Origin of the sequence: Paraburkholderia lebeckiae (assembly GCF_014201005.1) — a bacterium.
GTDB classification, from domain to species: domain Bacteria; phylum Pseudomonadota; class Gammaproteobacteria; order Burkholderiales; family Burkholderiaceae; genus Paraburkholderia; species Paraburkholderia tuberum.
Genome location: NZ_JACHDK010000025.1, coordinates 45,128 through 70,200 on the forward strand (window position 1 = coordinate 45,128; position 25,073 = coordinate 70,200).

26 protein-coding genes, 2 tRNA genes and 3 pseudogenes are annotated in these 25,073 nt (G+C 63.5%); 15 read left to right on the forward strand and 16 right to left on the reverse strand.

All coding sequences use genetic code 11. From position 1 onward, the window contains the following. Nucleotides 1-35: 35 nt before the first annotated feature. Nucleotides 36-1,250, reverse strand: coding sequence for a transglycosylase SLT domain-containing protein (locus HDG39_RS29710; RefSeq protein WP_184011150.1), 1,215 nt, complete (start codon nucleotides 1,248-1,250; stop codon nucleotides 36-38). A 616-nt stretch (nucleotides 1,251-1,866) separates the two neighbouring features. On the opposite strand from HDG39_RS29710, the gene HDG39_RS29715 reads away from it, so the two are divergent. Together HDG39_RS29715 and HDG39_RS29720 are read left to right on the forward strand one after the other, a co-directional pair. Next, the gene (locus HDG39_RS29715; protein ID WP_184011152.1) at nucleotides 1,867-3,441 is read left to right on the forward strand and encodes a UbiD family decarboxylase; all 1,575 of its coding nucleotides are present in this window, start codon (nucleotides 1,867-1,869) and stop codon (nucleotides 3,439-3,441) included. A gap of 46 nt (nucleotides 3,442-3,487) precedes the next feature. Further along, a complete protein-coding gene (locus HDG39_RS29720; protein WP_184011154.1) occupies nucleotides 3,488-4,168 on the forward strand; it encodes a LysE family translocator in 681 nt (226 codons plus the stop codon). Nucleotides 4,169-4,238: 70 nt separating this feature from the next. Here the strand turns inward: HDG39_RS29720 and HDG39_RS29725 are convergent, their stop codons facing one another. The 3 genes from HDG39_RS29725 to HDG39_RS29735 form a co-directional block, all read right to left on the reverse strand. After that, nucleotides 4,239-5,204, reverse strand: a complete 966-nt coding sequence (locus HDG39_RS29725) for a threo-3-hydroxy-L-aspartate ammonia-lyase (protein ID WP_184011156.1) — start codon at nucleotides 5,202-5,204, stop codon at nucleotides 4,239-4,241. Between the two features lie 209 nt (nucleotides 5,205-5,413). Continuing rightward, on the reverse strand, nucleotides 5,414-5,725 hold the full coding sequence (locus tag HDG39_RS29730) for a hypothetical protein (protein WP_018421528.1): 312 nt from the start codon (nucleotides 5,723-5,725) through the stop codon (nucleotides 5,414-5,416). Nucleotides 5,726-6,112: 387 nt separating this feature from the next. Further along, a complete protein-coding gene (locus tag HDG39_RS29735; RefSeq protein WP_184011158.1) occupies nucleotides 6,113-6,274 on the reverse strand; it encodes a hypothetical protein in 162 nt (53 codons plus the stop codon). A gap of 276 nt (nucleotides 6,275-6,550) precedes the next feature. On the opposite strand from HDG39_RS29735, the gene HDG39_RS29740 reads away from it, so the two are divergent. The 3 genes from HDG39_RS29740 (at nucleotide 6,551) to HDG39_RS29750 (ending at nucleotide 8,613) form a co-directional block, all read left to right on the forward strand. After that, a complete protein-coding gene (locus HDG39_RS29740) occupies nucleotides 6,551-7,486 on the forward strand; it encodes a Rossmann-like and DUF2520 domain-containing protein (protein ID WP_184011159.1) in 936 nt (311 codons plus the stop codon). 85 nt (nucleotides 7,487-7,571) lie between these two features. Continuing rightward, entirely contained in the window at nucleotides 7,572-7,892 is a 321-nt protein-coding gene (locus HDG39_RS29745; RefSeq protein ID WP_018421531.1) for an EthD family reductase, read from the forward strand. 157 nt (nucleotides 7,893-8,049) lie between these two features. Beyond that, nucleotides 8,050-8,613, forward strand: coding sequence for a YggT family protein (locus tag HDG39_RS29750; protein ID WP_027198582.1), 564 nt, complete (start codon nucleotides 8,050-8,052; stop codon nucleotides 8,611-8,613). Nucleotides 8,614-8,671: 58 nt separating this feature from the next. Here HDG39_RS29750 and HDG39_RS29755 read toward each other — a convergent pair whose 3' ends face one another. Next, nucleotides 8,672-10,255 carry a methyl-accepting chemotaxis protein gene (locus HDG39_RS29755; protein WP_184011162.1) on the reverse strand — a complete coding sequence of 528 codons (1,584 nt, stop codon included), beginning with the start codon at nucleotides 10,253-10,255 and terminating at the stop codon, nucleotides 8,672-8,674. Between the two features lie 224 nt (nucleotides 10,256-10,479). On the opposite strand from HDG39_RS29755, the gene HDG39_RS29760 reads away from it, so the two are divergent. Together HDG39_RS29760 and trmB are read left to right on the forward strand one after the other, a co-directional pair. Further along, nucleotides 10,480-10,553, forward strand: a tRNA-Gly gene (locus HDG39_RS29760). A 126-nt stretch (nucleotides 10,554-10,679) separates the two neighbouring features. Beyond that, a complete protein-coding gene (trmB, locus tag HDG39_RS29765) occupies nucleotides 10,680-11,486 on the forward strand; it encodes a tRNA (guanosine(46)-N7)-methyltransferase TrmB (RefSeq protein ID WP_184011164.1) in 807 nt (268 codons plus the stop codon). Nucleotides 11,487-11,557: 71 nt separating this feature from the next. On the opposite strand, the gene HDG39_RS29770 is transcribed toward trmB, so the two are convergent. From HDG39_RS29770 to HDG39_RS29780, 3 genes are all read right to left on the reverse strand, one after another. Beyond that, entirely contained in the window at nucleotides 11,558-12,394 is an 837-nt protein-coding gene (locus HDG39_RS29770; protein ID WP_184011166.1) for an undecaprenyl-diphosphate phosphatase, read from the reverse strand. A gap of 90 nt (nucleotides 12,395-12,484) precedes the next feature. Next, a complete protein-coding gene (locus HDG39_RS29775) occupies nucleotides 12,485-13,078 on the reverse strand; it encodes a DUF1439 domain-containing protein (protein WP_018421536.1) in 594 nt (197 codons plus the stop codon). An 84-nt stretch (nucleotides 13,079-13,162) separates the two neighbouring features. Continuing rightward, nucleotides 13,163-13,438, reverse strand: coding sequence for a YkgJ family cysteine cluster protein (locus HDG39_RS29780; RefSeq protein ID WP_018421537.1), 276 nt, complete (start codon nucleotides 13,436-13,438; stop codon nucleotides 13,163-13,165). Between the two features lie 205 nt (nucleotides 13,439-13,643). Here HDG39_RS29780 and hemN point away from each other — a divergent pair, with 205 nt between their 5' ends. From hemN to HDG39_RS29795, 4 genes and pseudogenes are all read left to right on the forward strand, one after another. Continuing rightward, entirely contained in the window at nucleotides 13,644-15,029 is a 1,386-nt protein-coding gene (gene hemN, locus HDG39_RS29785; protein ID WP_184011168.1) for an oxygen-independent coproporphyrinogen III oxidase, read from the forward strand. A 123-nt stretch (nucleotides 15,030-15,152) separates the two neighbouring features. Then, nucleotides 15,153-15,237: transfer RNA gene (locus HDG39_RS29790), tRNA-Leu, on the forward strand. Between the two features lie 182 nt (nucleotides 15,238-15,419). Further along, nucleotides 15,420-15,518, forward strand: a pseudogene (locus tag HDG39_RS35945) (hypothetical protein); the annotation flags it as partial. A gap of 37 nt (nucleotides 15,519-15,555) precedes the next feature. After that, nucleotides 15,556-16,266, forward strand: a pseudogene (locus tag HDG39_RS29795) (tyrosine-type recombinase/integrase); the annotation flags it as partial. Nucleotides 16,267-16,392: 126 nt separating this feature from the next. On the opposite strand, the gene HDG39_RS29800 reads toward HDG39_RS29795, so the two are convergent. Further along, nucleotides 16,393-16,851 carry a hypothetical protein gene (locus tag HDG39_RS29800; protein ID WP_184011170.1) on the reverse strand — a complete coding sequence of 153 codons (459 nt, stop codon included), beginning with the start codon at nucleotides 16,849-16,851 and terminating at the stop codon, nucleotides 16,393-16,395. On the opposite strand from HDG39_RS29800, the gene HDG39_RS29805 reads away from it, so the two are divergent. Beyond that, the gene (locus HDG39_RS29805) at nucleotides 16,850-17,185 is read left to right on the forward strand and encodes a hypothetical protein (RefSeq protein ID WP_184011172.1); all 336 of its coding nucleotides are present in this window, start codon (nucleotides 16,850-16,852) and stop codon (nucleotides 17,183-17,185) included. The genes HDG39_RS29800 and HDG39_RS29805 overlap by 2 nt on opposite strands. 173 nt (nucleotides 17,186-17,358) lie before the next feature. Here HDG39_RS29805 and HDG39_RS35320 read toward each other — a convergent pair whose 3' ends face one another. After that, nucleotides 17,359-17,724 carry a DUF2244 domain-containing protein gene (locus HDG39_RS35320; RefSeq protein WP_260328344.1) on the reverse strand — a complete coding sequence of 122 codons (366 nt, stop codon included), beginning with the start codon at nucleotides 17,722-17,724 and terminating at the stop codon, nucleotides 17,359-17,361. On the opposite strand from HDG39_RS35320, the gene HDG39_RS35325 reads away from it, so the two are divergent. Continuing rightward, nucleotides 17,723-17,893: a hypothetical protein gene (locus HDG39_RS35325; RefSeq protein ID WP_260328345.1), complete on the forward strand. Its 171-nt coding sequence runs from the start codon at nucleotides 17,723-17,725 to the stop codon at nucleotides 17,891-17,893. The two genes, HDG39_RS35320 and HDG39_RS35325, sit on opposite strands and share 2 nt — an antisense overlap. Nucleotides 17,894-18,548: 655 nt before the next feature. Here the strand turns inward: HDG39_RS35325 and HDG39_RS29815 are convergent. Continuing rightward, nucleotides 18,549-19,064 (reverse strand): hypothetical protein, encoded by a 516-nt coding sequence (locus HDG39_RS29815; protein WP_221305909.1) that lies wholly within the window; start codon nucleotides 19,062-19,064, stop codon nucleotides 18,549-18,551. A 239-nt stretch (nucleotides 19,065-19,303) separates the two neighbouring features. Here HDG39_RS29815 and HDG39_RS35715 point away from each other — a divergent pair. Both HDG39_RS35715 and HDG39_RS29820 read left to right on the forward strand, forming a co-directional pair. Then, nucleotides 19,304-19,438, forward strand: a pseudogene (locus tag HDG39_RS35715) (DUF1488 family protein); the annotation flags it as partial. Nucleotides 19,439-19,532: 94 nt separating this feature from the next. Continuing rightward, nucleotides 19,533-20,075 carry a hypothetical protein gene (locus HDG39_RS29820; RefSeq protein WP_184011178.1) on the forward strand — a complete coding sequence of 181 codons (543 nt, stop codon included), beginning with the start codon at nucleotides 19,533-19,535 and terminating at the stop codon, nucleotides 20,073-20,075. Between the two features lie 200 nt (nucleotides 20,076-20,275). Here HDG39_RS29820 and HDG39_RS29825 read toward each other — a convergent pair whose 3' ends face one another. The 5 genes from HDG39_RS29825 to HDG39_RS29845 are packed head-to-tail and all read right to left on the reverse strand — an operon-like array spanning nucleotide 20,276 to nucleotide 24,857. Further along, nucleotides 20,276-20,617 (reverse strand): cytochrome C oxidase subunit IV family protein, encoded by a 342-nt coding sequence (locus HDG39_RS29825; RefSeq protein ID WP_184011180.1) that lies wholly within the window; start codon nucleotides 20,615-20,617, stop codon nucleotides 20,276-20,278. A gap of 8 nt (nucleotides 20,618-20,625) precedes the next feature. Further along, entirely contained in the window at nucleotides 20,626-21,333 is a 708-nt protein-coding gene (locus tag HDG39_RS29830) for a heme-copper oxidase subunit III family protein (RefSeq protein WP_184011182.1), read from the reverse strand. After that, nucleotides 21,330-21,941: a cytochrome c oxidase subunit 3 gene (locus HDG39_RS29835; protein ID WP_184011191.1), complete on the reverse strand. Its 612-nt coding sequence runs from the start codon at nucleotides 21,939-21,941 to the stop codon at nucleotides 21,330-21,332. The genes HDG39_RS29830 and HDG39_RS29835 overlap by 4 nt, the downstream gene beginning before the upstream one ends. Continuing rightward, nucleotides 21,938-23,695: a cytochrome c oxidase subunit I gene (ctaD, locus tag HDG39_RS29840; RefSeq protein WP_184011193.1), complete on the reverse strand. Its 1,758-nt coding sequence runs from the start codon at nucleotides 23,693-23,695 to the stop codon at nucleotides 21,938-21,940. The genes HDG39_RS29835 and ctaD overlap by 4 nt, the downstream gene beginning before the upstream one ends. Before the next feature lie 13 nt (nucleotides 23,696-23,708). Then, nucleotides 23,709-24,857 carry a c-type cytochrome gene (locus tag HDG39_RS29845; protein WP_184011195.1) on the reverse strand — a complete coding sequence of 383 codons (1,149 nt, stop codon included), beginning with the start codon at nucleotides 24,855-24,857 and terminating at the stop codon, nucleotides 23,709-23,711. Nucleotides 24,858-25,073: the final 216 nt, after the last annotated feature.

The following is a 25,073-nucleotide window of genomic DNA, read 5'->3' on the forward strand; positions in this document are numbered from 1 at the left end:
TGTCCTTTTTTGTGTCTGGCACGGCAACGTCTAACTCAAGCCCCCAGCTCCGACGCCGACGCCACGTGGCGCGTCGTCGAATTGGCGCTCGCGTCGTCCTGATCGGCCGGCTGCGTGTGCACCGCCGACGTCGCAGGACTCAGCGCGTGACCGCCTTGCAGCGTCACCTGAACGCGCTTGCCGTTGCCACCGCTCGTCGCCGCCGCTGGCGCCGGCGTGGCCGACGCGGTCAGCACCGGAGCTTGCGGCGCGTTGATCGGCACCTTACGGCCCCGCGCGACGTCGCGCAGACGGCCGCGCTCGGCCATCACCTTCGCGCCGTAGCCGCCGTCATCCGGCGTGGTCGAGCCGACGTACAGACGCAGACCGCCCGGCAGCGAGCCGCCACGCGCGATGCAATCCTTCAGCACGAGCGCGCCGACCTTGATGTTCGCGAGCGGCTCGAGCGCCGCGCTTTGGCCACCGAAATACTGGAATTTGTCCGAATGCACCTTCGACATCACCTGCATCAGGCCCTGCGCGCCGACGCCGCTCTCGGCGTACGGATTGAAGCCCGATTCGATCGCCATCACTGACAGCAGCAGCAGCGGATCGAGGCCGACTTCGCGGCCGGTGTCGAACGCGGCTTTTACGAGCTCGCCGACGGGCTCCTGAGCGACGCGATAACGCCGCGCGAGGTACGACGCGACCAGGTCCTGCTCGCGGCTCGACACGAGCACGCGATCATCGCGCGCATCGGCGGACACGCGCTGCTGCGGAATCAGACGTGCGAGCGCGCTGACGCCCTGCATCGTGCGCGGATCGAGGCCGTTGAGCGCGGCGGCGCTCGTGCCCGACGTGCCAGCGCCGTCGAACGCGCCGTCGAAGCTGGTGGTGGCCGCGGTGAGGGTCATGCTGCCGTCGTTCGAGCCATCGGTGGGACTCGGCGCGGTCAGCGTAGTCGGCGAATTGGCCGACAGCGATTCGTCGAAGGATGCGCCGGCGTTTCTGGTCGGTCCGATGGCGGGCAGCGGATTGCCTTGCAGCAGGCGGGCGGGGCCCGCTTGCACGGCGGCGGAAATGGCCGGCATCAGACGCGCGGCGAGCGCGCCGCGCCAGGTCGGCATCAGCCACAGTGCGAGAGCCAGCACTACGGCGATCCCGCCGACAATACTGAACAGGTGATGACTCAATCGCGTCCCGCGGCGCAGCGCACCGCGCACAACCTGCGCAATACGCTCATCGGGACGCCACGATAACCAGGCGTTCATTCAGATCTCCCATCTTGCATGATCCGCGAACTCCGCCGGGACAATTCAGGCGGTACAGCGCGCTCGCAGAGTCAAGACATCGCGTGCTCTCTGGTTGGGCAGCAGCGACGTCGGGAAAACGGCAACAAATACCGTTTGGGGAGCCATCTCAAAAACAGCCCACACATACTCGATGTGTATCGGGCTTGGCTCCCACGCGAAATACCAGCGTTGGTGGACGCTGGTGAGGGACTTCAACAATGCCGTTCTACCCTGCAGGGAAGCAAAACGGTGACGCGTTGCGTCTGAGGACCGGGGGCGACGGTAAAAAGGTTAACGCCCTGCAACCCAATGTGGACGGATTCTATGCACGGTTTTATAGATCGTCAACACTATAGAATGCAAGAACTATAACTATTTGTAATTATGAACAGTGTTCAGTCACCCGAGAACCGCGCTCGATGCGCGTTTCGGACGATCCGACCCTAGCTGTTTGGACTAGAGCATTTGGTTGATCTACGTGCGGTGGCTAACGCAGGTAAAATCGACAATCGTTTTTTGCGTTAGATAGGTACCAACGCCGTTCCTCCTGCCTCCCCGTCCTATGCGCCGTGCACGCGGCCCTGAACCGTCACAGATGAAATACAAAGACTTACGCGATTTCATCGGCCGCCTCGAGGCGATCGGTGAATTGCGCCGAATTTCGCAAAAAGTGTCGCCGAATCTCGAAATGACCGAACTGTGCGACCGTGTGCTCCGCGCGGGCGGCCCGGCTCTGTTGTTCGAGAACACCGAGCGGCACGCGTTCCCGGTGCTCGGCAATCTGTTCGGCACGCCGCGCCGCGTCGCGCTTGGCATGGGCATCGATGCCGAAGCGGGCGCGGGCGATCAGGCGGCGCTCGAATCGCTGCGCGACGTCGGTCGGCTCCTCTCCGCGTTGAAGGAGCCCGAGCCGCCGAAAGGGCTCAAGGACGCCGGCAAGCTGCTGTCGCTAGCGAAGGCCGTGTGGGACATGGCCCCAAAGACGGTCAGCGCACCGCCCTGCCAGGAAATCGTCTGGGAAGGCAATGAGGTCGACCTTGCCAAATTGCCCATCCAGACCTGCTGGCCCGGCGATGCCGGGCCGCTGATCACCTGGGGTCTGACCGTCACGAAAGGGCCGAACAAGAGTCGACAAAACCTGGGTATCTATCGCCAGCAACTGATCGGGCGTAACAAACTGATCATGCGCTGGCTCGCGCATCGCGGCGGCGCGCTCGACTTTCGTGAGTTCGCGCTGAAAAATCCCGGCAAGCCGTATCCGGTGGCCGTCGTGCTCGGCGCGGACCCGGCGACGATTCTCGGCGCGGTCACGCCGGTGCCCGACACGCTGTCCGAATACCAGTTCGCCGGCCTGCTGCGCGGCGGGCGCACCGAGCTCGCGAAATGTGTCACACCGGGCGTCGACGGCTTGCAGGTCCCCGCGCGCGCCGAGATCGTGCTCGAGGGCTTCATCTGTCCGCAGGAAGGCGCACCCTCGCCCGCCCCGGCGGGCGCACCGCCGCGTCCGTCGAAGGGTGCGTCGGCCACGTACGAACACGCGCTCGAAGGCCCGTATGGCGATCACACCGGCTACTACAACGAACAGGAGTGGTTCCCGGTCTTCACGGTCGAGCGCATCACGATGCGCCGCGACGCGATCTATCACTCCACCTACACCGGCAAACCGCCCGACGAGCCGGCGGTGCTCGGCGTCGCGCTGAACGAAGTGTTCGTACCGCTGCTGCAGAAGCAGTTCACCGAGATCACGGACTTCTATCTGCCGCCCGAAGGCTGCAGTTACCGCATGGCGATCGTGCAAGTGAAGAAGAGCTACCCCGGCCACGCAAAACGCGTGATGTTCGGCGTGTGGAGCTTCCTGCGGCAGTTCATGTATACGAAGTTCATCGTCGTCGTTGACGAGGACGTCAATATCCGGGACTGGAAGGAAGTGATCTGGGCAATTACCACGCGAGTGGACCCGACGCGCGACACGGTGCTCGTCGACCGCACGCCGATCGACTATCTCGATTTCGCGTCGCCAGTAGCCGGCCTCGGCTCGAAGATGGGGCTCGATGCAACCAACAAGTGGCCGGGCGAAACCGACCGCGAATGGGGCCGCCCGATCGTGATGGACGACGCGGTCAAGCAGCGTGTCGATAGCCTGTGGAACGAGTTGGGCCTCGGCCTGTAACGCGCGCCGGACAACACAATCAATAACGGATGGAGCGCTCGCGCGCATGCACGCTTTCTCAATGATGTCGGACGGCTTTTTTCTGTCCTTGTCGCTGTGCCTCGATATCGGTCTCGTCAACGTGGCGATCATTTCGCTGACGCTGTCGCACGGCTTTCGGCCGGGCTTCTGGCTCGGCCTCGGCTCGTGCGTCGGCGATCTCATTTACGCGACGCTCGCGCTCGCGGGCATGGCCGCGCTGCTGCAGTTCGAATCGGTGCGCTGGGTCGTATGGATCGGCGGCGCAGCGATCCTCCTGTTCCTCACCTGGAAGATGGCGCGTGAAGCGGTGTTCCCGGCCACGGCGCCAGTTGTTGCCGGCGAAGGCGACGCGGCTGCGCCGCATCAGTCGGCATGGCGCGGGTTTCTGCGCGGCGTGCTGCTCGCGGTGTCGTCGCCGTCGGCGATCCTGTGGTTCGCGGCGGTCGGCGGCGCGCTGATCGCGAAGGCCGGCGCGACGAGCCCGACAACCGCGCTGATCTTCCTCGGCGGATTCTTTCTGGGCGGCCTGTGCTGGACGCTTTTCATCTGCGGGCTCGGCAGCCAGGGACGCAAGCGCGCGGGCGCCGGTCTGCTCCGCGCGTGTCACGTTCTGTCGGCGCTGCTGTTCGCCTATTTCTCGTACAGCGTGATCGTCAACGGGTATCGCGATCTGATCGTGCAGAGCACCGCGCAAGTGGCAAGCTGAAGCGGCTCGCGAACAAAAAACGGCTCGCATCGGCGAGCCGTTTTTCTTCATGCGACTCGACGTGAGCCGCTCATGCGAGGTACTGCGCGAGCTTTGGCAGATCGACATTGCCACCGCTCACCACCACGCCGACGCGCTTGCCCTTCACCGGCACGACGCCGTTCAGCACCGCCGCCGCCGCGAGACAACCAGTCGGCTCGACGACGATCTTCATGCGCTGCGCGAAAAAGCGCATCGTCTCGATCAGTTGCGCATCGCTGACCGTTTCGATTCGCGCGACCAGCTTGCGGATGACCGCGAACGTGTAATGGCCCAGATGCGTCGAGGCGGCGCCATCGGCAATCGTGCGCGGCGTGTCGATATGAACGATCTCGCCGCGTGCGAGCGACTGCTGGCCGTCGTTGCCCGCCTCGGGCTCGATGCCGATCACCGTGCAGGCCGGGCTCAGCGCGGCCGCCGACAATGCGCTGCCACTGATCAACCCGCCGCCGCCAAGGCACACGAACAACATGTCGAGCGGGCCGGTTTCGTCGATCAGTTCTTTGACCGCGGTGCCCTGGCCGGCGATCACGTGCGGATGATCGTACGGCGGAATCAGCGTCATGCCGCGCTCTTCGGCGAGCCGGCGGCCGATTTCCTCGCGATTTTCCTTGTAGCGGTCGTAGGTGATCACTTCGCCGCCGTAGCCTTTGGTCGCGGCAACCTTCGCCTCGGGTGCGTCGTGCGGCATCACGATCGTCGCGTGAATGCCGGCGAGGCGCGCCGACAGCGCGATCGCCTGCGCGTGATTGCCCGACGAATAGGTCAGCACACCCGCCTTGCGCTGCTCCGCGTCGAAATGCGAAATCGCGTTGTACGCGCCGCGGAACTTGAACGCGCCCATGCGCTGGAAGTTTTCGCACTTGAAGAACACCGACGCGCCAGTGCGCTCGTCAAACGTGCTCGACGTCAGAACGGGGGTGCGGTGCGCGACGCCTTCGAGACGCGCGGCGGCGTCGAGGACGTCATCGAAGGTGGGAGCGGGAAGCGCTTGCATCGGCGAAACTCTCCTGGAGCGGTGGCGAAGCCGCCATTCTCCCAGCTTCCTCAATGCTTTGGAACGGCGCTCGCGCGAGCGCGCGACACCAGCCAGGAACGCTGCGGAAAGCAAAAGGCCAGCGACGCAAAAAGAAACGACGTAACCCGGCACAAGCCAGCGTTACGCCGTCGACGTTCCCACACGCGCGTCAAGCGCGCCCGCACTTCTTAACGACGATAGTACGGGTGCCCGTAGCCGCGATAGTAGCCATGGTAGCCGTGGTAGTAACCACGATAGTAAGGTCGGCCATAGCCGTAATAGCCTCCGACCACCACCGGAGCCGGTGCGACCACAATCGGCGGCGCGTACACCGGCGGAGGCGGCGGCGCGTAATAGACAGGCGGCGGCGCCGCATAGACCGGATAGGCCGGCGCGATCGGCACCCCAAGGCCGATACCGACGGAAACACCTGCCTCAGCGGCCCCGGCAAGTCCCAAGCCGAGTGCGGCTGCAACGACAAACGGAACGATCTTTTTCACTTCTATTCTCCTAGCGCGGCCTGCCAAGGTCGCCGACTGCGCATGCCTCGCATGCTCTGGACTCAATGTATCTAAAAAGCCCCGGCCGAACTGTTCGCATTTGTTGCAAATTGCAAAGGGGAGCCGAAGCGTTTTGCCGAGCGCGGCGCGAGCGTGTCTACGCGCCGCCCCGCCCTGAGCGAAATCAGCCGGGAATCAAAGGGTTGCACGCGGGCGACGGGCCGCGCGTCACAGGTGTCTGATCGAGCGCGGGGGTTTGAGTTCGCGTATCGGTAATCTTTAATTACAAATTCGCTTCAATCCTGACAGGCGAAAGGAATTTCCCAATAAAAATGCCCGGCTCAATGGCTCGAGCCGGGCATTTTCTCACCTGCAAAGACGGCGCGACTAACCGACCTTCACGTACACGAATTCGCGGGACACGTTGGGCGGCACGTATGCGCCGCTGATCTGCACGCGCGGCGTAAGGCGCTTTTTCTGATCCCACCAGCGACGGCGCTGGGCATGCGTCAGGAACCGCAAGTGCTTTCGGTAAGAAAAAATACTCATCTCGACCCTCCCGAATTTCCGACTGTGAACGAAGTATTGAAAATACGACTGCCAAACCGGCTCATCGACCACTGTTCCTGTCACGTACGATTGTGAGCAGTTTTCCCACCCGTGGGCGTCACGCCACCCGATGCCCGACCGTTGGCGCCATATCGCCCGCAAACTCATCCGACGACCGCTGTCGAACCGTGCAAGGGGCCGGATCGCGCCCGCGCTTCGCCGGATGCGAGATACTGCTGCTTTCCCGTTCACACGATCCGTCTGGAGCAGGTGACCATGTCTCAGTCTTCCTTGCCGCGCGTCGGCTTCATCGGCGCGGGGCGGCTCGCGCGTTGTCTCGCGCTCGCGTTTGCGCGCGCCGGCTATCCGGTCACCGCGGTGGCGAGCCGCTCGGCCGATTCCGCGCGCCGGCTCGCCGCCCAGATCGCACACTGCGCGGCCTCTGACGACCCGCAACAGGTCGTCGACGCCGCCGATATCGTTTTTTTAGCCGTTCCTGACGACAGCATCGGTACGACAGCGCACACACTTCGCTTTGGAGGCGATGCGGCAAGCCACCCGGGCAAAGCGCTCGTGCACTGCAGCGGCGCCTCGCCGGTCGAACTGCTCGCACCAGCGCGGGATCAGGGCGCGGCGATCGGCGGCTTTCATCCGTTGTATCTATTTAGCGGCGAGCCCGCCGATCTCGAGCGTATCGTCGGCTGCTCGGTGACGATCGAAGCCGACGGCGAACTGAAGGAGACGCTGACCGCGCTCGCGCTCGCGCTGCGCTGCCATCCGCTGTCGATTCCGCCGGGCGGCCGCATGCTGTATCACGCCGCCGCGCATTACGCGGCGAGCTTCGCGCTCTGCAGCCTCGCCGAATGCGTGGCGTTGTGGCGCACGCTCGGCTTCGCCGAAGACGACGCGCTGCGCGCGCTGCTGCCGATGCTCGCCGGCACGATCGAAACCGCGCGCGACAAGGGCCTGCCGAACGCGCTCGCGGGGCCGGTATCGCGCGGCGACACGGGTGTCGTCGAGAAGCAGCTTGCGCTGCTCGAAGGCATCGGCGGCGACCATGCCGCGCTGTATGGTCTGCTGACGCGCCGCGCGGTCAACCTCGCCCGACGTCGCGCAACGCCGGCCGCGACGATTGAAGCGATCTCCGAAGCTGTGGAAAAATCGCTGGGCCGCTCGCTGAATCAGGCCGCGGCAGGTGCAAGCGTCAAGTAAGCCGTGATAATGTGACGTCCGGCACGCGGGGCGAACCACGCGACGACCCGCGCCGCGCTTCGGGACCAACAGACGAGAACGCACAATGATCAAGGTCAGCATCCTCTACCCGTACCGGGAAAACGGCCGCTTCGACATGGACTACTACTGCGCGACCCATATGCCGCTCGCGGCGAAGCTGTTCGGGCCGGCGCTGAAAGGCTGGTCGGTCGACGCGGGCCTGAACGCCGGGCCGCCCGGCACGCCACCGCCTTACGTGGCCGCGGGACACTTCCTGTTCGATAGCGCGGACGACTTCTACAAAGTGTTCAAGCCCGCGTCCGAGCAACTATTAGCGGATATCCCGAACTACACCGACGGCGGCAACGGCACGATCCTGATCAGCGAGGTCCGGACTTCCGTGTGATGCCGGACAGACAGCCATCGGGAGGCGGCGCGCAATGACGTCGAACCTCCGGTTGGCTAACCGGGTAAATCCAGAAAACTGCCGGCGCGCACCGATCGGGCGACGCCGGCAGCCCGCGGCCGGTCGGCGGCCGCCATCAGAAGCATAAGGACACGAGATGTTTGGCGATATCGCCCGTTTTCTGCTCAATACCGTTTTCACGCTGTTTGGCGCCGCGCTGCTGTTGCGCGCGTGGTTGCAGGTTGTGCGCCTGCCGCCGTACAACCCGGTCTCGAACGCCGTGCTGCAGGCGACCAACTGGATCGTGCTGCCGCTGCGGCGCGTCCTGCCGAGCACGCGCAACATCGACTGGGCGAGCGTGGTCGCGACGCTGATCGCCGCGATCATCTACGTGGTCCTGATGATCGTGCTGACGGGCGCGGATCCGCTGACGCTCGTGCCGACGCTGCTGATCGTCGCGGTGCTCACCGCGATCAAGTGGGCGCTCAATCTGATCATCTGGATGACGATCCTGATGGCGCTGCTGTCGTGGCTCAATCCGCGTTCGCCCGCGATGCCGATTTTGTATCAGCTGACCGCGCCGTTTCTGAATCCGTTGCGCCGCGTGCTGCCGAAATTCGGCGGTATCGATCTGTCGCCGATCCTGCTGTTCGTGATCGTGCAGGTGCTGCAGATGGTCGTCACGCGCGCGGCGGTTCAGCTGACTTATTTTGTGATCTGAGCTGATTGCGCGGGAAAGTTGGGCTGACGCGCGGCGGCCGCTTGAGTCGGCGCGGCTTCTACACGGCTGCCGCGAAACCGCGGCTCTCCCCCGTCCGGAACACCGACACCGTCTGCTTCATCCTGCGCGCCTGCGTCTCGAGCGATTGCGCGGCCGCCGCGGCCTGTTCGACGAGCGCCGCGTTCTGCTGCGTGGTCTCGTCCATCTGCGTGACGGCCTGGCCGACCTGGTGAATGCTGCGATTCTGCTCTTCGGAGGCCGTTGCGATCTCGCTGACGATATCCGAGACGCGATGAATCGCGGCCTTGATATCCGACATCGTTGTGCTGACTTCGGCTGCCTGCTGCGTGCCGCCTTCGATGATCGCGACCGACGTCGTGATCATCTCCTTGATCTCCTTGGCCGCGCTCGCCGAGCGCTGCGCGAGGTTGCGCACCTCGCTCGCGACCACCGCGAAACCGCGCCCCTGCTCGCCCGCGCGCGCGGCCTCGACCGCCGCGTTCAACGCGAGAATATTGGTTTGGAACGCGATGCCCTCGATCACGCCGGTGATCTCCGAGATCTTCGTCGAACTGCCGCTGATATCACCGATGGTGCGCACCATGCCCTCGACGGCAGTGTTGCCGGTGTTGGCGACCTTTGCCGCCTCAGTCGCGAGCGCGCTCGCGTTGCGCGCGTTGTCGCTGTTGCGGCTGACGGTCTGCGTCAACTCCGACATGCTCGCTGCGGTCTCTTCGAGCGAAGCGGCCTGCTCTTCGGTGCGAGCGGACAGATCGATGTTGCCGCTCGCGATCTGCTGCGAAGCGATGCTGACCGACTCGGCGCTTTCGCGGATTGAACCGATCGTCGCCGCGAGACGCTCCTGCATGTGCGTGACCGCGCGCAAGATGCTGCCGTCGTCGGCGGCGCCGGTGTGCAGTCGCTGGCTCAAGTCGCCGCCCGCGATCTGCTCGACGACCTTCGCGACTTCGGCCGGTTCGCCGCCGATCTGCCGCACGACCGCGCGCGTCACCAGCAGCCCCAGGCCGATCGCAACCGCGACGCCGACGACCGCGCAGCTCGCGATCCACCACGTCACCGAGCGAACCATCTCGACGCCGTTCGCGACACGCTGTCTGGCCAACTCATCCCGCACGTCGGACAGCTTGATCATCAGCGTGCGCAGCTTGACGTGCAGCGGGTCGGTGGTCGATTTGAGCTCGGCGAGCGCGCCGGTCTGATCGCCCTGATCGGCCAGCGCCATCACCTTCGCGACCGAACTCGTATAGGCCGGATAGGCGGCGTCGAAGTCGCTCAGCAGTTGCTTCTGCGCGTCGGTGGTCGCATGCTTGCGCTCGTAGTCGAATGCCGACAGGATCGCCGCTTCACCGCCGTGATTCAGGCGCACCGTATCGGCGCGGCCTGCCGGCTCCGGATTCAGGATGTACGAATAGAGTCGCCGGAAGTGCGAAGCCGCCTGCCACGCGGCGGTGCCGTCGTCGCGCACAGGCACGAATTCGCGGTCGTACATTTCGGTTTGCATCGTCGCGACTTCGCGCACCTTCAGCACACCGACGGTGCCGACGATGGCCGTCACGAACGCGCACAGCATCAACGAGCCGACAAGCTTCTGGCTCAGTTTCAGATTGGAAAGCCACTGCATCTTGGGAAAATCTCTTGATCGGGATGGGAAGCGCCGGGTTCGTGCCGGCTTGCGGGTGTGCAAGCGCGCGGTGTTGGGCTGTACTCGGGGTTAACGGCAGGCGCAGACGCAGTCTGAAGGCTCGCGCCGTTCGAACCGCAGAAGCGAAAAACGGGTCGGCTGCTCGTGCGCGCGAGCCATACCTCTGCCCAAACGGCCCAAAAACCTGTAAAATCGCCAGTTCTGCGGGCGTCGTATAATGGTAATACCCTAGCTTCCCAAGCTAGAGCCGTGGGTTCGATTCCCATCGCCCGCTCCACTTTCCCGCTGAGTGTTCAGCGGAATCCAGCAAGAGCCGCCTCCCTGAAGGCGGCTTTTTTGTAGTGGCAACGGCCCGGCACAGCGCGCAAGCCGCGCAGCCCTCACCCTTGCAGCAGCATCGACGATGATCCACGATCCAAACGACTCCGGTCTCCCGGACGACTCCCCGCCCCCCACGGGCCCAGCCGACCAGCCCGCCGGCAACGAGACGAACGACGTCGACGGCACGCCGGGTGCAACGCCGGCAGACACGCTTCATCACCGCCGCATCCGCAGCTTCGTCACGCGCGCGGGTCGCGTGTCGACCGGCCAGCGCCGCGCGCTCGATGAGTTCGGCCCGCGCTTTGTCGTGCCCTATGCGCCACAACAACCCGACTGGACCAGCGTGTTCGGCCGCGAAGCGCCGCGCGTGCTGGAGATCGGCTTCGGCATGGGCGCCACCACCGCGGAGATCGCCGCGCACCGTCCCGCCGACGACTTCCTGGGCGTCGAAGTCCACGAGCCCGGCGTCGGCGCGTTGCTGAAGTTGATCGGCGAGCAGTCGCTGACGAACATCCGCATCATCCAGCACGACGCGGTCGAAGTGCTCGAGCACATGATCGCGCCCGACAGCCTCGACGGCGTGCACATCTTTTTCCCCGACCCGTGGCACAAGGCGCGCCATCACAAGCGCCGGCTGATCCAGCCGAAGTTCGTCGCGCTGCTCGTGTCGCGTCTGAAGCCGGATGCGTATCTGCATTGCGCGACCGACTGGCAGAACTACGCCGAACAGATGCTCGAAGTGCTCGGCGCCGATCCGCGGCTCGAAAATACCGCCGACACCTACGCGCCGCGGCCCGACTATCGTCCGGTGACGAAGTTCGAGCGGCGCGGCCTGCGGCTCGGACACGGCGTGTGGGATCTCGTGTTCCGCAAGCGCGGCGCCGCGTAACGCGACGGGACGGCAAGCCAACGAAAAAAAGGTCCGCATACGCGGACCTTTTTTTCATCGCACGGCAAATCTCAATCGGCCCAGCTCAACCCGCCGCTATAACCGATCAGCAGAATCAGCAGGCCAAAGCCGATCCGATACCACGCGAACACCGTGAAGTCGTGCGACGCGACATAGCGCAGCAGCCAGCGGATGCAGACGAACGCACTGACGAACGCGGCCGCGAAGCCGAGCGCGAAGCTGCCGAGCGCATCGGTGGTGAGCAGGTGCCAGTCCTTGTACAGCTCGTAGGCCGTCGCGCCGAAGATGATCGGAATCGCGAGAAAGAATGAAAACTCGGTCGCGGCACGGCGCTCGATGCCGAACAGCATGCCGCCGATGATCGTCGAGCCCGAGCGCGAGGTCCCCGGAATCAGCGCGAAGCACTGCGCGAGGCCGACTTTCAACGCATCGAGCGGGCTCAGATCGTCGATGCTGCGCACCCGCACCGCCGCATCGCCGCGCGCGCGCTGACGCGCCTCCGCCCACAGGATCACGACGCCGCCCGCGACCAGCGCAAACGCGACCGGCACCGGTGAAAACAGCGCCTCCTTGATCGACTTCTCGAACAGCAGGCCAAGCACGATTGCCGGAATCGTCGCAATGATTACGTTCAGCGCGAAGCGGAGCGCCTCGGGCTGGCTCGGCAGCCCCACGATCACGTTGCCGATGCGGCGGCGAAACTCCCAGCATACGGCGAGAATCGCGCCGAGCTGGATCACGACATCGAAGGTCTTCGCGTGCTCGTCGGAGAAATCCAGCAGACTGCCGACGACGATCAGATGCCCGGTGCTCGACACCGGCAGGAACTCCGTCAAACCCTCGACCACGCCGAGAATCAGCGCCTTGCAAGCCAGTAGCCAGTCCATCCGTGCCCCTTATCGCGGTAGGTTATTGCAACGAAATGGGGCCGCACGGTCATGACTGGCATGCGCGGCCCTCGTGGCCGCGCATGCCAGTCATCTTTCGACGATCTGCACGCGTATGCCGTTTGTAAGGATGGTGATTGTACCGGGTTCGTAGTTGGCGCCGGCAAATTGCAGTTGCTCGGGCTTGAACGTGTAGATCGGATAGTTGGTTAGCAATTGGGTCGCGAGCAGCGCCGCGGCCGCGTTGATCTGCTGCGTGTACATCTGCGCCTCGCCGCTCACACTGACGTTGTCGACACTCGGCGACTTGAGGATCACCGAACGGCTCGCCGCGTCGTATGCAAGTTCACTCGACAGCGTGAACACGCCATCGACCGGCTGCTGCAGGAACGGACTCGCGAAACGCGCGTCGAGCTTCACCTGCACGCGGTTCGCATCGGGCAGCATGCCCACCACCGGATTGCTCAGCGCAACATCGAACACCTGCGACACCGTGCGCTGATACGGGAACTTGCGCTGCACGGCCTCCTGCACCTGCTTCTGCGAGAACGTGTAGTGCGACGGCATGAACGGAAACGTCGGGCTCGCGCAAGCCGCGAGCGACACAGTGATGCCAAGCACGCTGCAGCCGGTCAGCGCAGCGCGCAGAAAGCGGCGCCGGGCCGGCGCTGCGGGTCGAGTCATGCGAAATCTCCTGTGGAAGCCCTTGCGGACATCGGCTTGCGTTGACGGGTGTGGTCAGCGACGGCGTTTACCGCATGCCGCGCGTCATGGATGGGATGCCGGTTGTGTTTGCGCCTCGAGTCGCGTGAGCCACGCGAGCGCTTCGCCGCGATTCGCGCCACACATCTCGAGTTGCGGCTGCAGACCCGAGCAGCACGCGGGCCGCTCCGGCCGGCCGAAGATCGCGCAGCGCAGATCGTCACCGAGTTGCACGCAGCGCACGCCCGCCGGCTTGCCGTTCGGCATGCCTGGAATCGGGCTCGAAATCGACGGCGCGATACAGCACGCGCCGCAATCGGGACGGCACGCGTGAGCGTCCATCCGTGCACTGTTCAACCTTTGATCCACGTCATCTTTCCTGAACTCAAACCTTGGCAACGTGTTGCCAGACCCGCATTGTGCCACTGCCTGTCCGCGCGACCTCTTTACACAATCGGGTCCCGCGGGCACGCACGTAAGCTCAAAGCTGCTGACTGACCATGACACGCGGCACGCTGCGAGAGCCGCCCACCGTCCGATACCGCTCATGTCCCAAACCGACACCCTGTTCCGCCCCGACCTGCTCGCGCGCTACAGCGCGAACGGTCCCCGGTATACGTCCTATCCGACCGCGCCGCAGTTCCGCGAATCGTTCGACACCGCCGACTATCACCGCGCGGCCGCCGACCCGGGTGCCGCGTCGACCGATCTGTCTCTGTACTTCCACATTCCGTTTTGCGACACCGTGTGCTTCTACTGCGGCTGCAACAAGGTCGTGACGAAAAATCGCGCGCATGCGCGGCCGTACCTTGAGCGGCTCAAACACGAAATCGGTTTGCAGGCGGCGTGTTTCGATACACAGCGGCCCGTATCGCAATTGCATTGGGGCGGCGGCACGCCGACGTTTTTGTCGCATGACGAGATGGCCGAGCTGATGGCCGCGACGCGCGAGCACTTCAAACTTCTGCCCGACGATCTAGCCGAATATTCGATCGAGGTCGATCCGCGCGAGGCGTCGCCCGACACGGTCGCGCTTCTGCGCCGCCTCGGCTTCAACCGGCTGAGCCTGGGCGTGCAGGACTTCGATCCGCGCGTGCAGCAGGCGATCAATCGCATCCAGCCGTTCGAGATGACCGCATCGGTAATGCAGGCGGCGCGCGCGCACGGTTTTCATTCGATCGGCGTCGATCTGATTTACGGGCTGCCGCATCAAACCGTCGCGAGCTTCAGCCGCACGCTCGACACGATGCTCGAACTGGCGCCGGACCGGCTGTCGGTGTTCGCGTATGCGCACATGCCGCGGCTCTTCAAGATGCAGCGCCAGATGGATCCCGCGACGCTGCCGTCGAGCGAGGAGCGGCTGGTTCTGCTGCAACGGGTCGTCGAACGGCTGACTGAGGCGGGCTATGTGTACATCGGCATGGATCACTTCGCGCTGCCCACCGACGAGCTCGCTCGCGCGCAGGCGCAGCGCAGGCTGCATCGCAATTTCCAGGGCTATAGCACGCGGGCCGAGTGCGATCTGATCGGTTTTGGCGCCTCGTCGATCGGCAAGGTCGGCGATGTGTACGCGCAGAACGCGCGAGAGCTGCCCGCTTACACCGACTCGATCGATGCGGGTCGGCTCGCGATCGCGCGCGGCATCCGCCTGTCCGCCGACGACCGTCTGCGGCGCGACGTGATCACGCAGCTGATGTGCAACCTCGAACTGCGCTTCGACGAATTCGAAGCGGCGTATGGCATCCACTTCGCCGACACGTTCGCGCCGGAACTGGAGCGTCTGCGTTCATTCGAGGACGACGGGCTGATCTCGCTCGGCGCACGCAAGCTCGAAGTGCGAATGGCCGGCCGCATGCTCGTGCGCAATCTCGCGATGGTATTTGACCGCCATCTGGGCGAGCAGACGCTCACACGATTCTCGCGCACGGTCTGAGCAACACTCGCCGCGAACGCGCTGTGGCGGGTGAAGGCACTCGACTTGCCGGTCTACCGATTTTCGGCCATAATCTGCGTCTTCCTCGCGCGCTGAACTCCCGATGCGCGCGCTGCAGTATCTGCCCAGGTGGTGAAATTGGTAGACGCAGGGGACTCAAAATCCCCCGCCGCAAGGCGTGCCGGTTCGATTCCGGCCCTGGGCACCAAAAGATGTTCCGGCAAGTGCCGAAGTATTCCGAGAAACCCCGTAAGATCAAGGTCTTACGGGGTTTTTTATTCTCCGGCGGTCCGAGTTGGCCTGTCGACTGCCGGTGGTATGTGGTGCTATTTTTGGTGGTATCTGGCTCGTTTCCGGGTTTTATCCAGCGGACCAGCGGGAGATACCACCATGTCGCTGACCGATGTCCAGGTTAGGAAAGCACGGTACAACCCCGAAGGAACCAGCAACCGTCTTGCGGACAGTGGTCGCATGTATCTCCAGCTCGACAAGTCCAGCGCGAAATACTGGCGGATGAACTACCGGTTCGCGGGTGTTCCGCTACGGAATCAAAGAGGGACATTGCAAGACCGACCCCGCTCGGGATCTGGTCGGCGCTATTCCACCGGCGCAAACAACCCACTTCGCTTCGATCACAGAGTCGACCAAGGTCGGCGAGATGCTGCGGGCATTCGACGGATTCACCGGCACCTTCCCTGTCCTCTGCGCGCTCAGACTAGCGCCGTTACTGTTTGTCCGGCCCGGGGAGCTTCGGCAGGCCCAGTGGTCCCAATTCGATCTGGACAAGTGCGAATGGTGCTACCTCGTCACCAAGACTGGGACCGAGCATCTGGTACCGCTTTCCACACAGTCAGTCGCAATTCTGCGTGAACTGCACGCACTCAGCGGCGCTGGCCGCTATGTGTTCCCCGGCGCGCGTGATCGCAAGCGGCCGATGAGCGAGGCGGCGATCAATGCCGCGCTGCGCAGACTTGGCCACGACACGCGTACGGAGATCACGGGACACGGCTTTCGTGCGATGGCGCGCACGATCCTGCATGAGGAACTCGAACAGAAGCCGGAAGTGATCGAGCATCAACTCGCGCATACGGTGCCGGACAATCTTGGCACAGCCTATAACCGCACGAAGTTCATCGAGGAACGCCGCGTGATGATGCAGAAATGGGCCGACTATCTGGATCGGCTTCGTTTGGGTGCGCGGGTTATTCGTATAGGGAGCGGGAGACCTGCGACTTAACGGCAGCACTGGGAAATTGCAGGCATGCCAATGTGTGTGCAACCGTAGCCGCCCTGCTCCACTGAGTCAACTTTCAGTTGAGCGAAAAACCTCGACTGTGGTGAGCGGTCTCCATCGCATTTGCGTTTAAAGATTGTCCGTATCCGGCGCGATCGGGAAACTGAACGCGTCCCGCATGACCATCGATCCGACTTTGCTGTTGTCGCCTGCCATCTGTGCTCGTGATCCTGTACCGCTCGGCTGACCCGATACCCGCGCAACTGAGCGAGTGACAGCCAGGTTCACTTTGCCTGACGGTTGCTGTGAGTCGAACGTTCGGCGGGTGTTTGTTCGTCGCTTCTTCGTATCCTGGAGTGCGTAGCGAAGCGCACTCGCCGTTACGTCGATACCTGCCCGCTTCGCCTCATCGATCAGTTGCTCAAGCGAATACCCCTTCGCACGAGCCCCATTGATATGGGCACGGACCTTCGACATTGCATCGCGAACGGTGACGCGCTGCTCCGATGGCGGCTTTTCCGGCAGCGCATCGAGTCGCCGGGCGAACTCATCCCATTGTGCTTTGGTGTAAGTCTTCGGTGCGGGCATGATGACCTTCCGTTTGCATTGGGTGACGAGTGGGTTTCAGCCAATCGTGTACGTCATCCAACGGTACGTCAATGCCGCATTGAGGCTGGAAGTAGCCATTTTCGGAATACTTCGAACGAGCATAGAATTCCCTGGTATAACGTACCTTTTGTTTCGTGGACAACTCGCAACAGCAGTCGTCGTTTCGCTCTTGCTCCGCAAACATGTGCGTGAGATTGAAAAGGTCAACGGTGACCGCAGTGTGGTGTTCGTCGCGCGCGTGCCGGACCCTCTGTCGCTCAACATCGTCGCCCAGGTGCTCAACGCTTTGCTGCTGCCGTTGGTTGCAGGATAGCTGATCGCGCTGGCGAGCGGCACTGTGTTGCCCGCTGCAGAGCGAGTGCGCGGCGCATTTCGCGTGGCGCCGATCATTGGCGTGAGCATCGCGTGCGGCATCGGCATCGTCGGGGCGCTCGGCGTGTTGCTGTGAGGCCGATCAGACATGCCGTGCGATCATCGGCCGGCATGTCAACAGTCGGCCACGATAAAGCGGCGCAATTGACGCACAAACTCCGCGCGGGCGGCGGCAGGCAGTTGCCGTCCGACGGGAATACGCTGCCAGCCGTCGCAAAGGTAGACGGCGCCATCGCTGTCGCCGAGAGACACGGCCAAGCGGGCCGCATTCATCCGATGCATCGTGCGGCGTCCGCACTCGTGTACTTCGACGATCAGGAACGGGGGCGCTAACGTCAGCACCTCGCCGTCCGTCGCGTGCCTGGAGTATGCGATAAAGGCGATGCCGACGGCCACGGTGCAAAGCATCGAGAAGGGCAGCGCGAGCCACACGCCGAATGCGAATGTCGCTGCCACGCCGATCGCGAGGACGAGCGTCATGAGGAACGCGGTCGCGGCGAGCGACTGCCGCGGCGTGAGGGAGCAGTTGCGTTTGATGCGCCACTCGCGGCTCGGCACACCTCCCTCGCCGTCGAAAGGGCCAGGCCCGTACGACCGTCTGGAGTATGCGTACATGATCGAAAGTCCCGCGTCGTGGAGCCATTCGTGACGCGCAATGCGCGTGCCGCTCTGTCGCTCCGCCTTCGTAAGCATCACACGTTCGAGACGCCGCCCCTCGTCGAATGATGGGATGTATCGGCATTCCCAGCTTGTCAGCGCGCGACGACCGACGCGGCGATCCGGTCGGCCAACGCCCCGAAAAAGCGGCTCAGCGCAGCGGCTTACGCCGCCGCGCCGCGGTTGTCCAGCGCCACCTTGAGCGTCGCCTGTTGCGTCAAGGTAGCGAGGGCGGGCTGCCCCGATTGCAGCGTCCACGCCGCTTGCATTGTCACCGTTCCGCTCGCATCGGTCTCGGCATTGAGCACTGTGACGACGAACTCCGAGTTCGGGCGGCACCGGCGCGTCCGGGAAGATGAACACGCCCGGAGCCAGCCGGCTCGTCAGGTCCTGCGCAAGCGCAGAGCGGCCGGGAGACGTCGCTCGTGCTCTTCGTCGCTACGGTGCTCGCCGCGTCGTATGTCCTCTCACGCGTCTCCGACCGGATGATTCAGGTCGCGCGACGCGTCTATCGCGCAGCATCCTCGCACATGTCGACCCGCGCTTTCACGGTAGTGGCCGAGCATGACGATCTCGACGAGGTGCTCATGTTGTTGCGCGGCGAGCCTTTTCTGCTCTGGAGACCGGTCGATCAGCACGGCACCGGACTACGACGGGCCGCCCGCGTCCGCCCTGCGGGATGTGTTGCGCTCCAGTCTCATGTAGAGGTTCGCCGCCACGATACCGAAGACGATATGAACCAACAGGCTGGCCCAGTTGCGCCCTTCTGCGAACCACGGAAAAAGCCGTGTCATGCCGTAGAAATTAATCAGGTAAACGGCTACAGCGAAAGCGCCACCCGCCAGTGAAGCCATCCCCATGCTCGAGTCAAGGTTGAATGACGTCATGATCAGACCGAGGATAAGCGTCAATACGATGGCAAGGGCAAAATGCACCACAAAGGCCGCGAGCACGATGCCAATTGAGACTGCTTGCGGCGATTGCAATGCGCCTCGTCCCAGAATGATCGCGGCGACCATGCGTGGGGGCTCCAGCAGACTTCCGCCCGCCATCAGTACCATCAGGATAACCCCTAACGCCAAGAACACAGCGCCTGCGATGACGCCTGCCAGCACGGCTGCCCGCCAGTCGAGCTGGCCGTGTGTGAAATGATGGGAATCCATGTGAAGTTGCACAATTTGTCTCCCGATTGATTCGGATAATTCATTCTAGTCTGTCATCGGCAACTTGAATGTCGTCGAAACCTGATGGCGTGAAACTCACTGCGTGGAACTGACTTTTCCTGGTCCGTCTTCTTCGGGTCCGGCTTATCTACAACCTGGTTTTTCTTCCTCCTTTCCTTTATTTCCCTTGTGGTTGCCGCATTCTGACCAGATAGCTTCCCGAGGTCAGCCGTGGCGCTGCTTTCGACAACGGCCGCAATCGTATCCGTTCGGTTTGCGCGGAAGCGATCGACCAGAACGGCGGCAAGGAGTAGTGTTACATGGCGGACCGTTCAGAGGACGGCGTGGAACCCGATCGCGGCACCACGGCATAGTCCCGGCGCGTGCCACCGCATGCACCTCTGTCTCGGCGCGGGTGAGTGGGGCGGTATAGTCTGCAACCGCTAGTCAACGATGGAAGGAGGCCACATGTCACTCATCGTCGCAGCACGCTTTACGACATTCCCCGCCGCTGAAGACGCGGCGCAACGGCTCTTCAATGCCGGTTTCGTCGAGGAGGACGTCACACTGTTTTTCGTCAATCCGTGCGGCCAGCACGGAATCGAGACCATCATCGACGCAAATGCGATGGGGGCGCCGAAAGGTGCCGAGATAGGCGTCACGATTGGCACAGTGGTTGGCGCCATGGTCGGCGTCGGGATCTTCGCAGTGTTTTCGGCGCCGCCTATCGTGTTGCTGATCTCGGCCGGAGTGAGTGCGTATGTCGGTTCATTGGTCGGCGCGATCGTGAGCACGAGTGAAGCCAGCAACGAAGAAACCCGTGATTCCGGCGTGCTGGTGGCCGTACATGTATCGCCGGACAGCCAGTTGGACGCCGCACGGGTGCTGCGCGATGCGGGAGGCGCGGCAATCGAACGCGCGACCGGCAACTGGCAACAAGGGCGGTGGGCCGACTTCGATCCCCTCAAGCCGCCTGTGCCGCTCAACGAATTCAGTGAGAAGCACGCCTGATTTGAAGGTGTTTTTCGCTGAGATTTTCAGCGAGCCAGGAAACAACAACGGCCCGGCATTTGTCGGGTCGTTTTGTATTCAGAGCGGTGCGTTCCAGGTAGGCCCTTGCCGCTGCTCGTCTTGCAGAACGACTTCAGGCCGAGCTCTTCGAGGAGCGAGGGACGCAACGGCCGTCGCCTGAGGAATGGTCGGCGCAGGGGTCAGTGGAAGAAGAGTTCCCGCATGCCGAAGGTGTGATGCGCTTCGGCAGCCATCAGCACCATCAACACCAGCAGGCCCAAGGGCGGCATCAGGATGGCGTACACCAGCGCCAGCCGCTCCCACATCATGTGCATGAAAATCGACACAATCAGCCCGGCCTTGGCGATCATGAGCACGACGATCAGCGCCCAGCGCAGCAGGCCCTGCACGTGGAAGTAATCCACCATGTACGACATCGTGCTCAGTACGAACAGCAGGCCCCAGATTTTCAGGTAGATGCCGATCGGATGCTGCTGGCCGTGCGCGGCGTCGGGTCGATGGGCGGGATCGGTGTGGTCCATGGTCTGCCTCACCACAAATAGAACAGCGCAAAGATGAACACCCACACCAGGTCGACGAAGTGCCAGTACAAGCCGGCAATCTCCACGATCTGGAAGTTGCCGTGCTCGGTGAACCCCGGCTGCAGGATCTTGCGTGCGATCAGCAGCAGGTAGATCACACCGCAGCTCACGTGAAAGCCGTGGAACCCGGTGATCATGAAGAAGCACGCGCCAAACTGCGCCGCGCCCATCGGGTTGCCCCAAGGGCGGATACCTTCATGGACGATCAGCTTGGTCCATTCGAAGGCTTGCATCGATACGAATGACGCGCCCAGCAGCGCGGTCGCCAGCAATAGTGCGGCGGCGCGCTTTGCGTCGCGCCGGTAGCCAAAGTTGACAGCCATCGCCATGGTGCCGCTGCTGCTGATCAGGACGAACGTCATGATGGCGATCAGCAGCAAAGGCACATCCACGCCGCCCACAGTGAGCCCGAACACCCTGGAAGTGTCAGGCCACGGCACCGTGGTCGACATGCGCACCGTCATGTAGCCGATCAGGAAGCTGCTGAAGATGAAGGTGTCCGATAGCAGGAAGATCCACATCATCGCCTTGCCCCACGGCACCTTGAAGGCTTCGCGGTCGGCCGACCAGTCCGTGACGATGCCGCGCCAGCCGTCAGGCCCGGCGTCGGTGGGCGTGGTGGCAGCGGATTCGGTGGGGAGCGTGGGCGTGGTCATGGCGCGGCTCCATACAGCGGCCCGCAGATGGCGGCGACGAACTCAGGGGTGATCCACCACATCGCCGCCAGCAGCACGAGCCAGACAGCCAGCAGGAAATGCCAGTAGATGGCGCAAAGCGCGATGGCGCGGTGGGTTCGGAAGGGGTCCGCGCGCTGGAGAAGCGCGATCGTCACGGCCCAGGCCACCAGCCCGCCCAGCACATGCAACCCGTGCAGGCCGGTGAGCAGGTAGAGGAAGCTATTGGAAGGATTGACGGTGACGGTCTGCCCGGCCGCCGACAGCATGCGCCAGGCGGCCAGTTGTCCGATTACGAACACGGCCGCCAGCACACCGCCCGACACCAGCCACGCCGCGCGGTGCAAGGTAATCTGCCGGGCACGCTGCATGGCAATGCTTGCCAGCACCAGCGCGCCGGTGTTCCACCACAGCAGCGCTGGATGCGGGATCGGCTGCCAGTCGGGCTCGCGCATACGCATTGCATAGGCGAACAGCAGCAGTGAAAACAATGTCGTTGCCACCGCCATGAAGACGATCAGGCCGATGCGGCTCGCATTCGGCGAGACAGGTGGCGCGTCAGGAACGAAGGAGCGGGGCAGTGTGGTCATTCGCGTGCCTCTCCGGGTTGAAGCGTCGGGTGGGAGGCCGGTTCAGGCGCCGTCGCAGGCGGCTGGTTTTGCGGGACGAAGTCTTCCTCCTGCCCCGGCGGGCTGTATTCGTACGCCCAGCGGTAAACGACGGGCGGCGCGGCGCCCCAGTTGCCATGCACTGGCGGTGTTTGCGGCGTCTGCCATTCCAGCGTGGTTGCCCGCCACGGGTTGCTGTCGGCACGCTTGCCGCGCACCAGGCTCCACGCCAGGTTGTACAGGAACAGCAACTGCGCCACTGCAACGATCAGCGCAACGACGGTGATGAACGTGTTGAGCGTCTGCGCCGACTGTGGAATGAAGCTGAAGCCTTCATACGCGTAATACCGCCGCGGCATGCCCAGGATGCCGAGATAGTGCATCGGGAAGTAGATCGCATAGGTGCCGAGGAAGGTGAACCAGAAGTGCACGCGCCCGAGCGTGTCGTTGAGCATGCGGCCCGTCACCTTCGGATACCAGTGGTAGATGCCGCCAAACACCACCAGGATCGGCGACACGGCCATCACCATATGGAAGTGCGCCACCACGAAGTACGTGTTCGACAGCGGAATGTCCACGCTCACGTTGCCGAGATAGAGCCCGGTCAGCCCACCCAGGACGAAGGTGCTGATGAAGCCGATGGCAAACAGCATCGGCACGGTCAGGTGGATATCGCCGCGCCACAGCGTCAGCACCCAGTTGTAGACCTTGAGGGCGGTCGGGATGGCGATGATGAGCGTGGTGGTGGCAAAGAAGAAGCCGAAGTACGGATTCATGCCGGCGATGAACATGTGGTGCGCCCAGACCACGAAGCTCAGCGCACCGATGACGACGATGGCCCACACCATCATCTTGTAGCCGAAGATGCTCTTGCGCGCGTGCGTGCTGATGAGGTCCGACGCAATGCCAAAGGCCGGCAGCGCGACGATGTAGACCTCCGGATGCCCGAAGAACCAGAACAGGTGCTGGAACAGCAGCGGGCTACCGCCGGCATGCTTGAGCGTCTGCCCCATCGACACCACGGCCGGTATGAAGAAACTGGTGCCGAGTGCCCTGTCAAGTAGCATCATCACCGCTGACACGAACAGCGCTGGAAACGCCAGCAGTGCCATGATGGTCGCGATGAAGATGCCCCACACCGTGAGCGGCATGCGCATGAGCGTCATGCCGCGCGTGCGCGCCTGCAGCGTGGTGGTGACGTAATTCAAGCCGCCCATCGTTGCCGCGACGATGAAGATCGCCAGCGACACCAGCATCAACACGATGCCCCATTCCACGCCCGGCGTGCCCGGCAGGATGGCCTGGGGTGGATACAGCGTCCAGCCCGCGCCGGTCGGCCCGCCTGGCACGAAGAAGCTCGCTACCAGCACCAGCACGGCCAGCAGGTAGACCCAGTAGCTCAGCATGTTGAGAAACGGGAACACCATGTCGCGCGCACCCAGCATCAGCGGGATCAGGTAGTTGCCGAAGCCGCCCAGAAACAGCGCCGTCAGCAGGTAGATCACCATGATCATCCCGTGCATGGTGACGAACTGGTAGTAGTGGTTGGCGTCGATGAAACTGAACTTGCCCGGAAAGCCGAGCTGCAACCGCATCAGGTCCGACAACACAAGGCCGACCAGACCGATGGCGATGGCCGTCAGCGAATACTGCACGGCGATGACCTTGTGGTCCTGGCTCCAGACATAGCGGGTCCAGAAGCTTTGTGGGGCGTGGTCAGTGTGCGCGTAAGGCATTGCGTCTGCTCCGCTAGGGATTGGTTGCGTTGCTGGCGGCCGGGCCGCCTTGCGATTCGATGTAGGCCACCAGCGCGCTCAGCTCCTGCTCGCTCAGGTCGAAGGTCGGCATGATGGGTGCGAAGCCCTTCACGACGCGGGCCTTCGGGTTGCGGATGAAGGCGCGCAGATAGGCTTCGTCCACCTTAGCGGTGCTGCCGTCGGCCATCGTTTCGGTCTTGCCGTAGAGGCCCTTCCAGGTGGGGCCCACACGCGGACTGCCGTCCACGGTATGGCAGGCGAAGCAGCCTTTGCCCTCTGCGAGCGTCTTGCCCTGGTCAGCAAGCGCCTTGACGCTGCCGCCTGCAGCAGCGGATGCGGCCTGCACCGTGGCCTGCTGCCGCTGCGCGAACGTGCTCTGCTGCGCCAGCCAGCGCGAGAACGATGCTGCGTCTTCCACCACCACCACGCCGCGCATGTTGGAGTGCCCGATACCGCAAAGCTGCGCGCACAGGATGTCGTAACGCCCTGCCTTGGTCGGCGTGAACCAGAAGGTGGTCACCATGCCGGGCACCATGTTCATGCGCGCACGGAACGCCGGTACGTAGAAGTCGTGCAGCACGTCGCGCGACCGTGTCAGGACCTGGATCGGCTGGTTGAGCGGCAGGTGCACCTCGGGCGTCTCGATCAGGTAGTTGTCACGGCCGTTGGGGTCGGCGGGGTTCAGGCCGAAAGGGTTGTCGTTGCTGATGTAGCGCACGTCCGTCGTGCCCAGCTTGCCTCCGGGGCCGGCAAAGCGGAAGCGCCATTGCCATTGCTGGCCGAACACTTCCATCTGCAGCACGTTGGGCGGCGGCCGTACGAAGTCTGCGTAGACGAAGAGCCCCGGTGCCAGCAACGCTGCCACGCCGACAGTGGTCAGCCCGATCAGCCACCATTCCAGCCGCTTGTTGTGCGGCTCGTAAGCAGCGCGATGCCCCCTGCGGTTGCGGTAGCGCACCAGTGCGACCACGATGAACAGGTTAATCGCGATGAAGAGCGCGCCGGTAATGACGAGTGTGATCGTCAGCATGTCATCCATGCGCACCCAGTTCGAGGCGATCGGCGTGATCCACCAGGGACTGGCAAAGTGAAACCCTACCGCCAATGCGATGATCAAGCTCAGGGCAATCGCAAGCGCCATGGTCCACCTCGCTGCGCGTCACTCGCTGGAGCCGCTAACAAAAAAGGCTCCTGGCCGTCGTTGTGCCGCCTGCCGTACTTCGTACTGCCTGCGCCGGCACTTCTGCCAGGACCGCTTCGCTGAGCACCGTAAGCGGCTCTAAAGCAAAGGTAGTCCTCTCCTCTGCATCGTGCAAGACAGCGCCAGGGGGAAGCGCGCCCCCTATACGGATCGGGC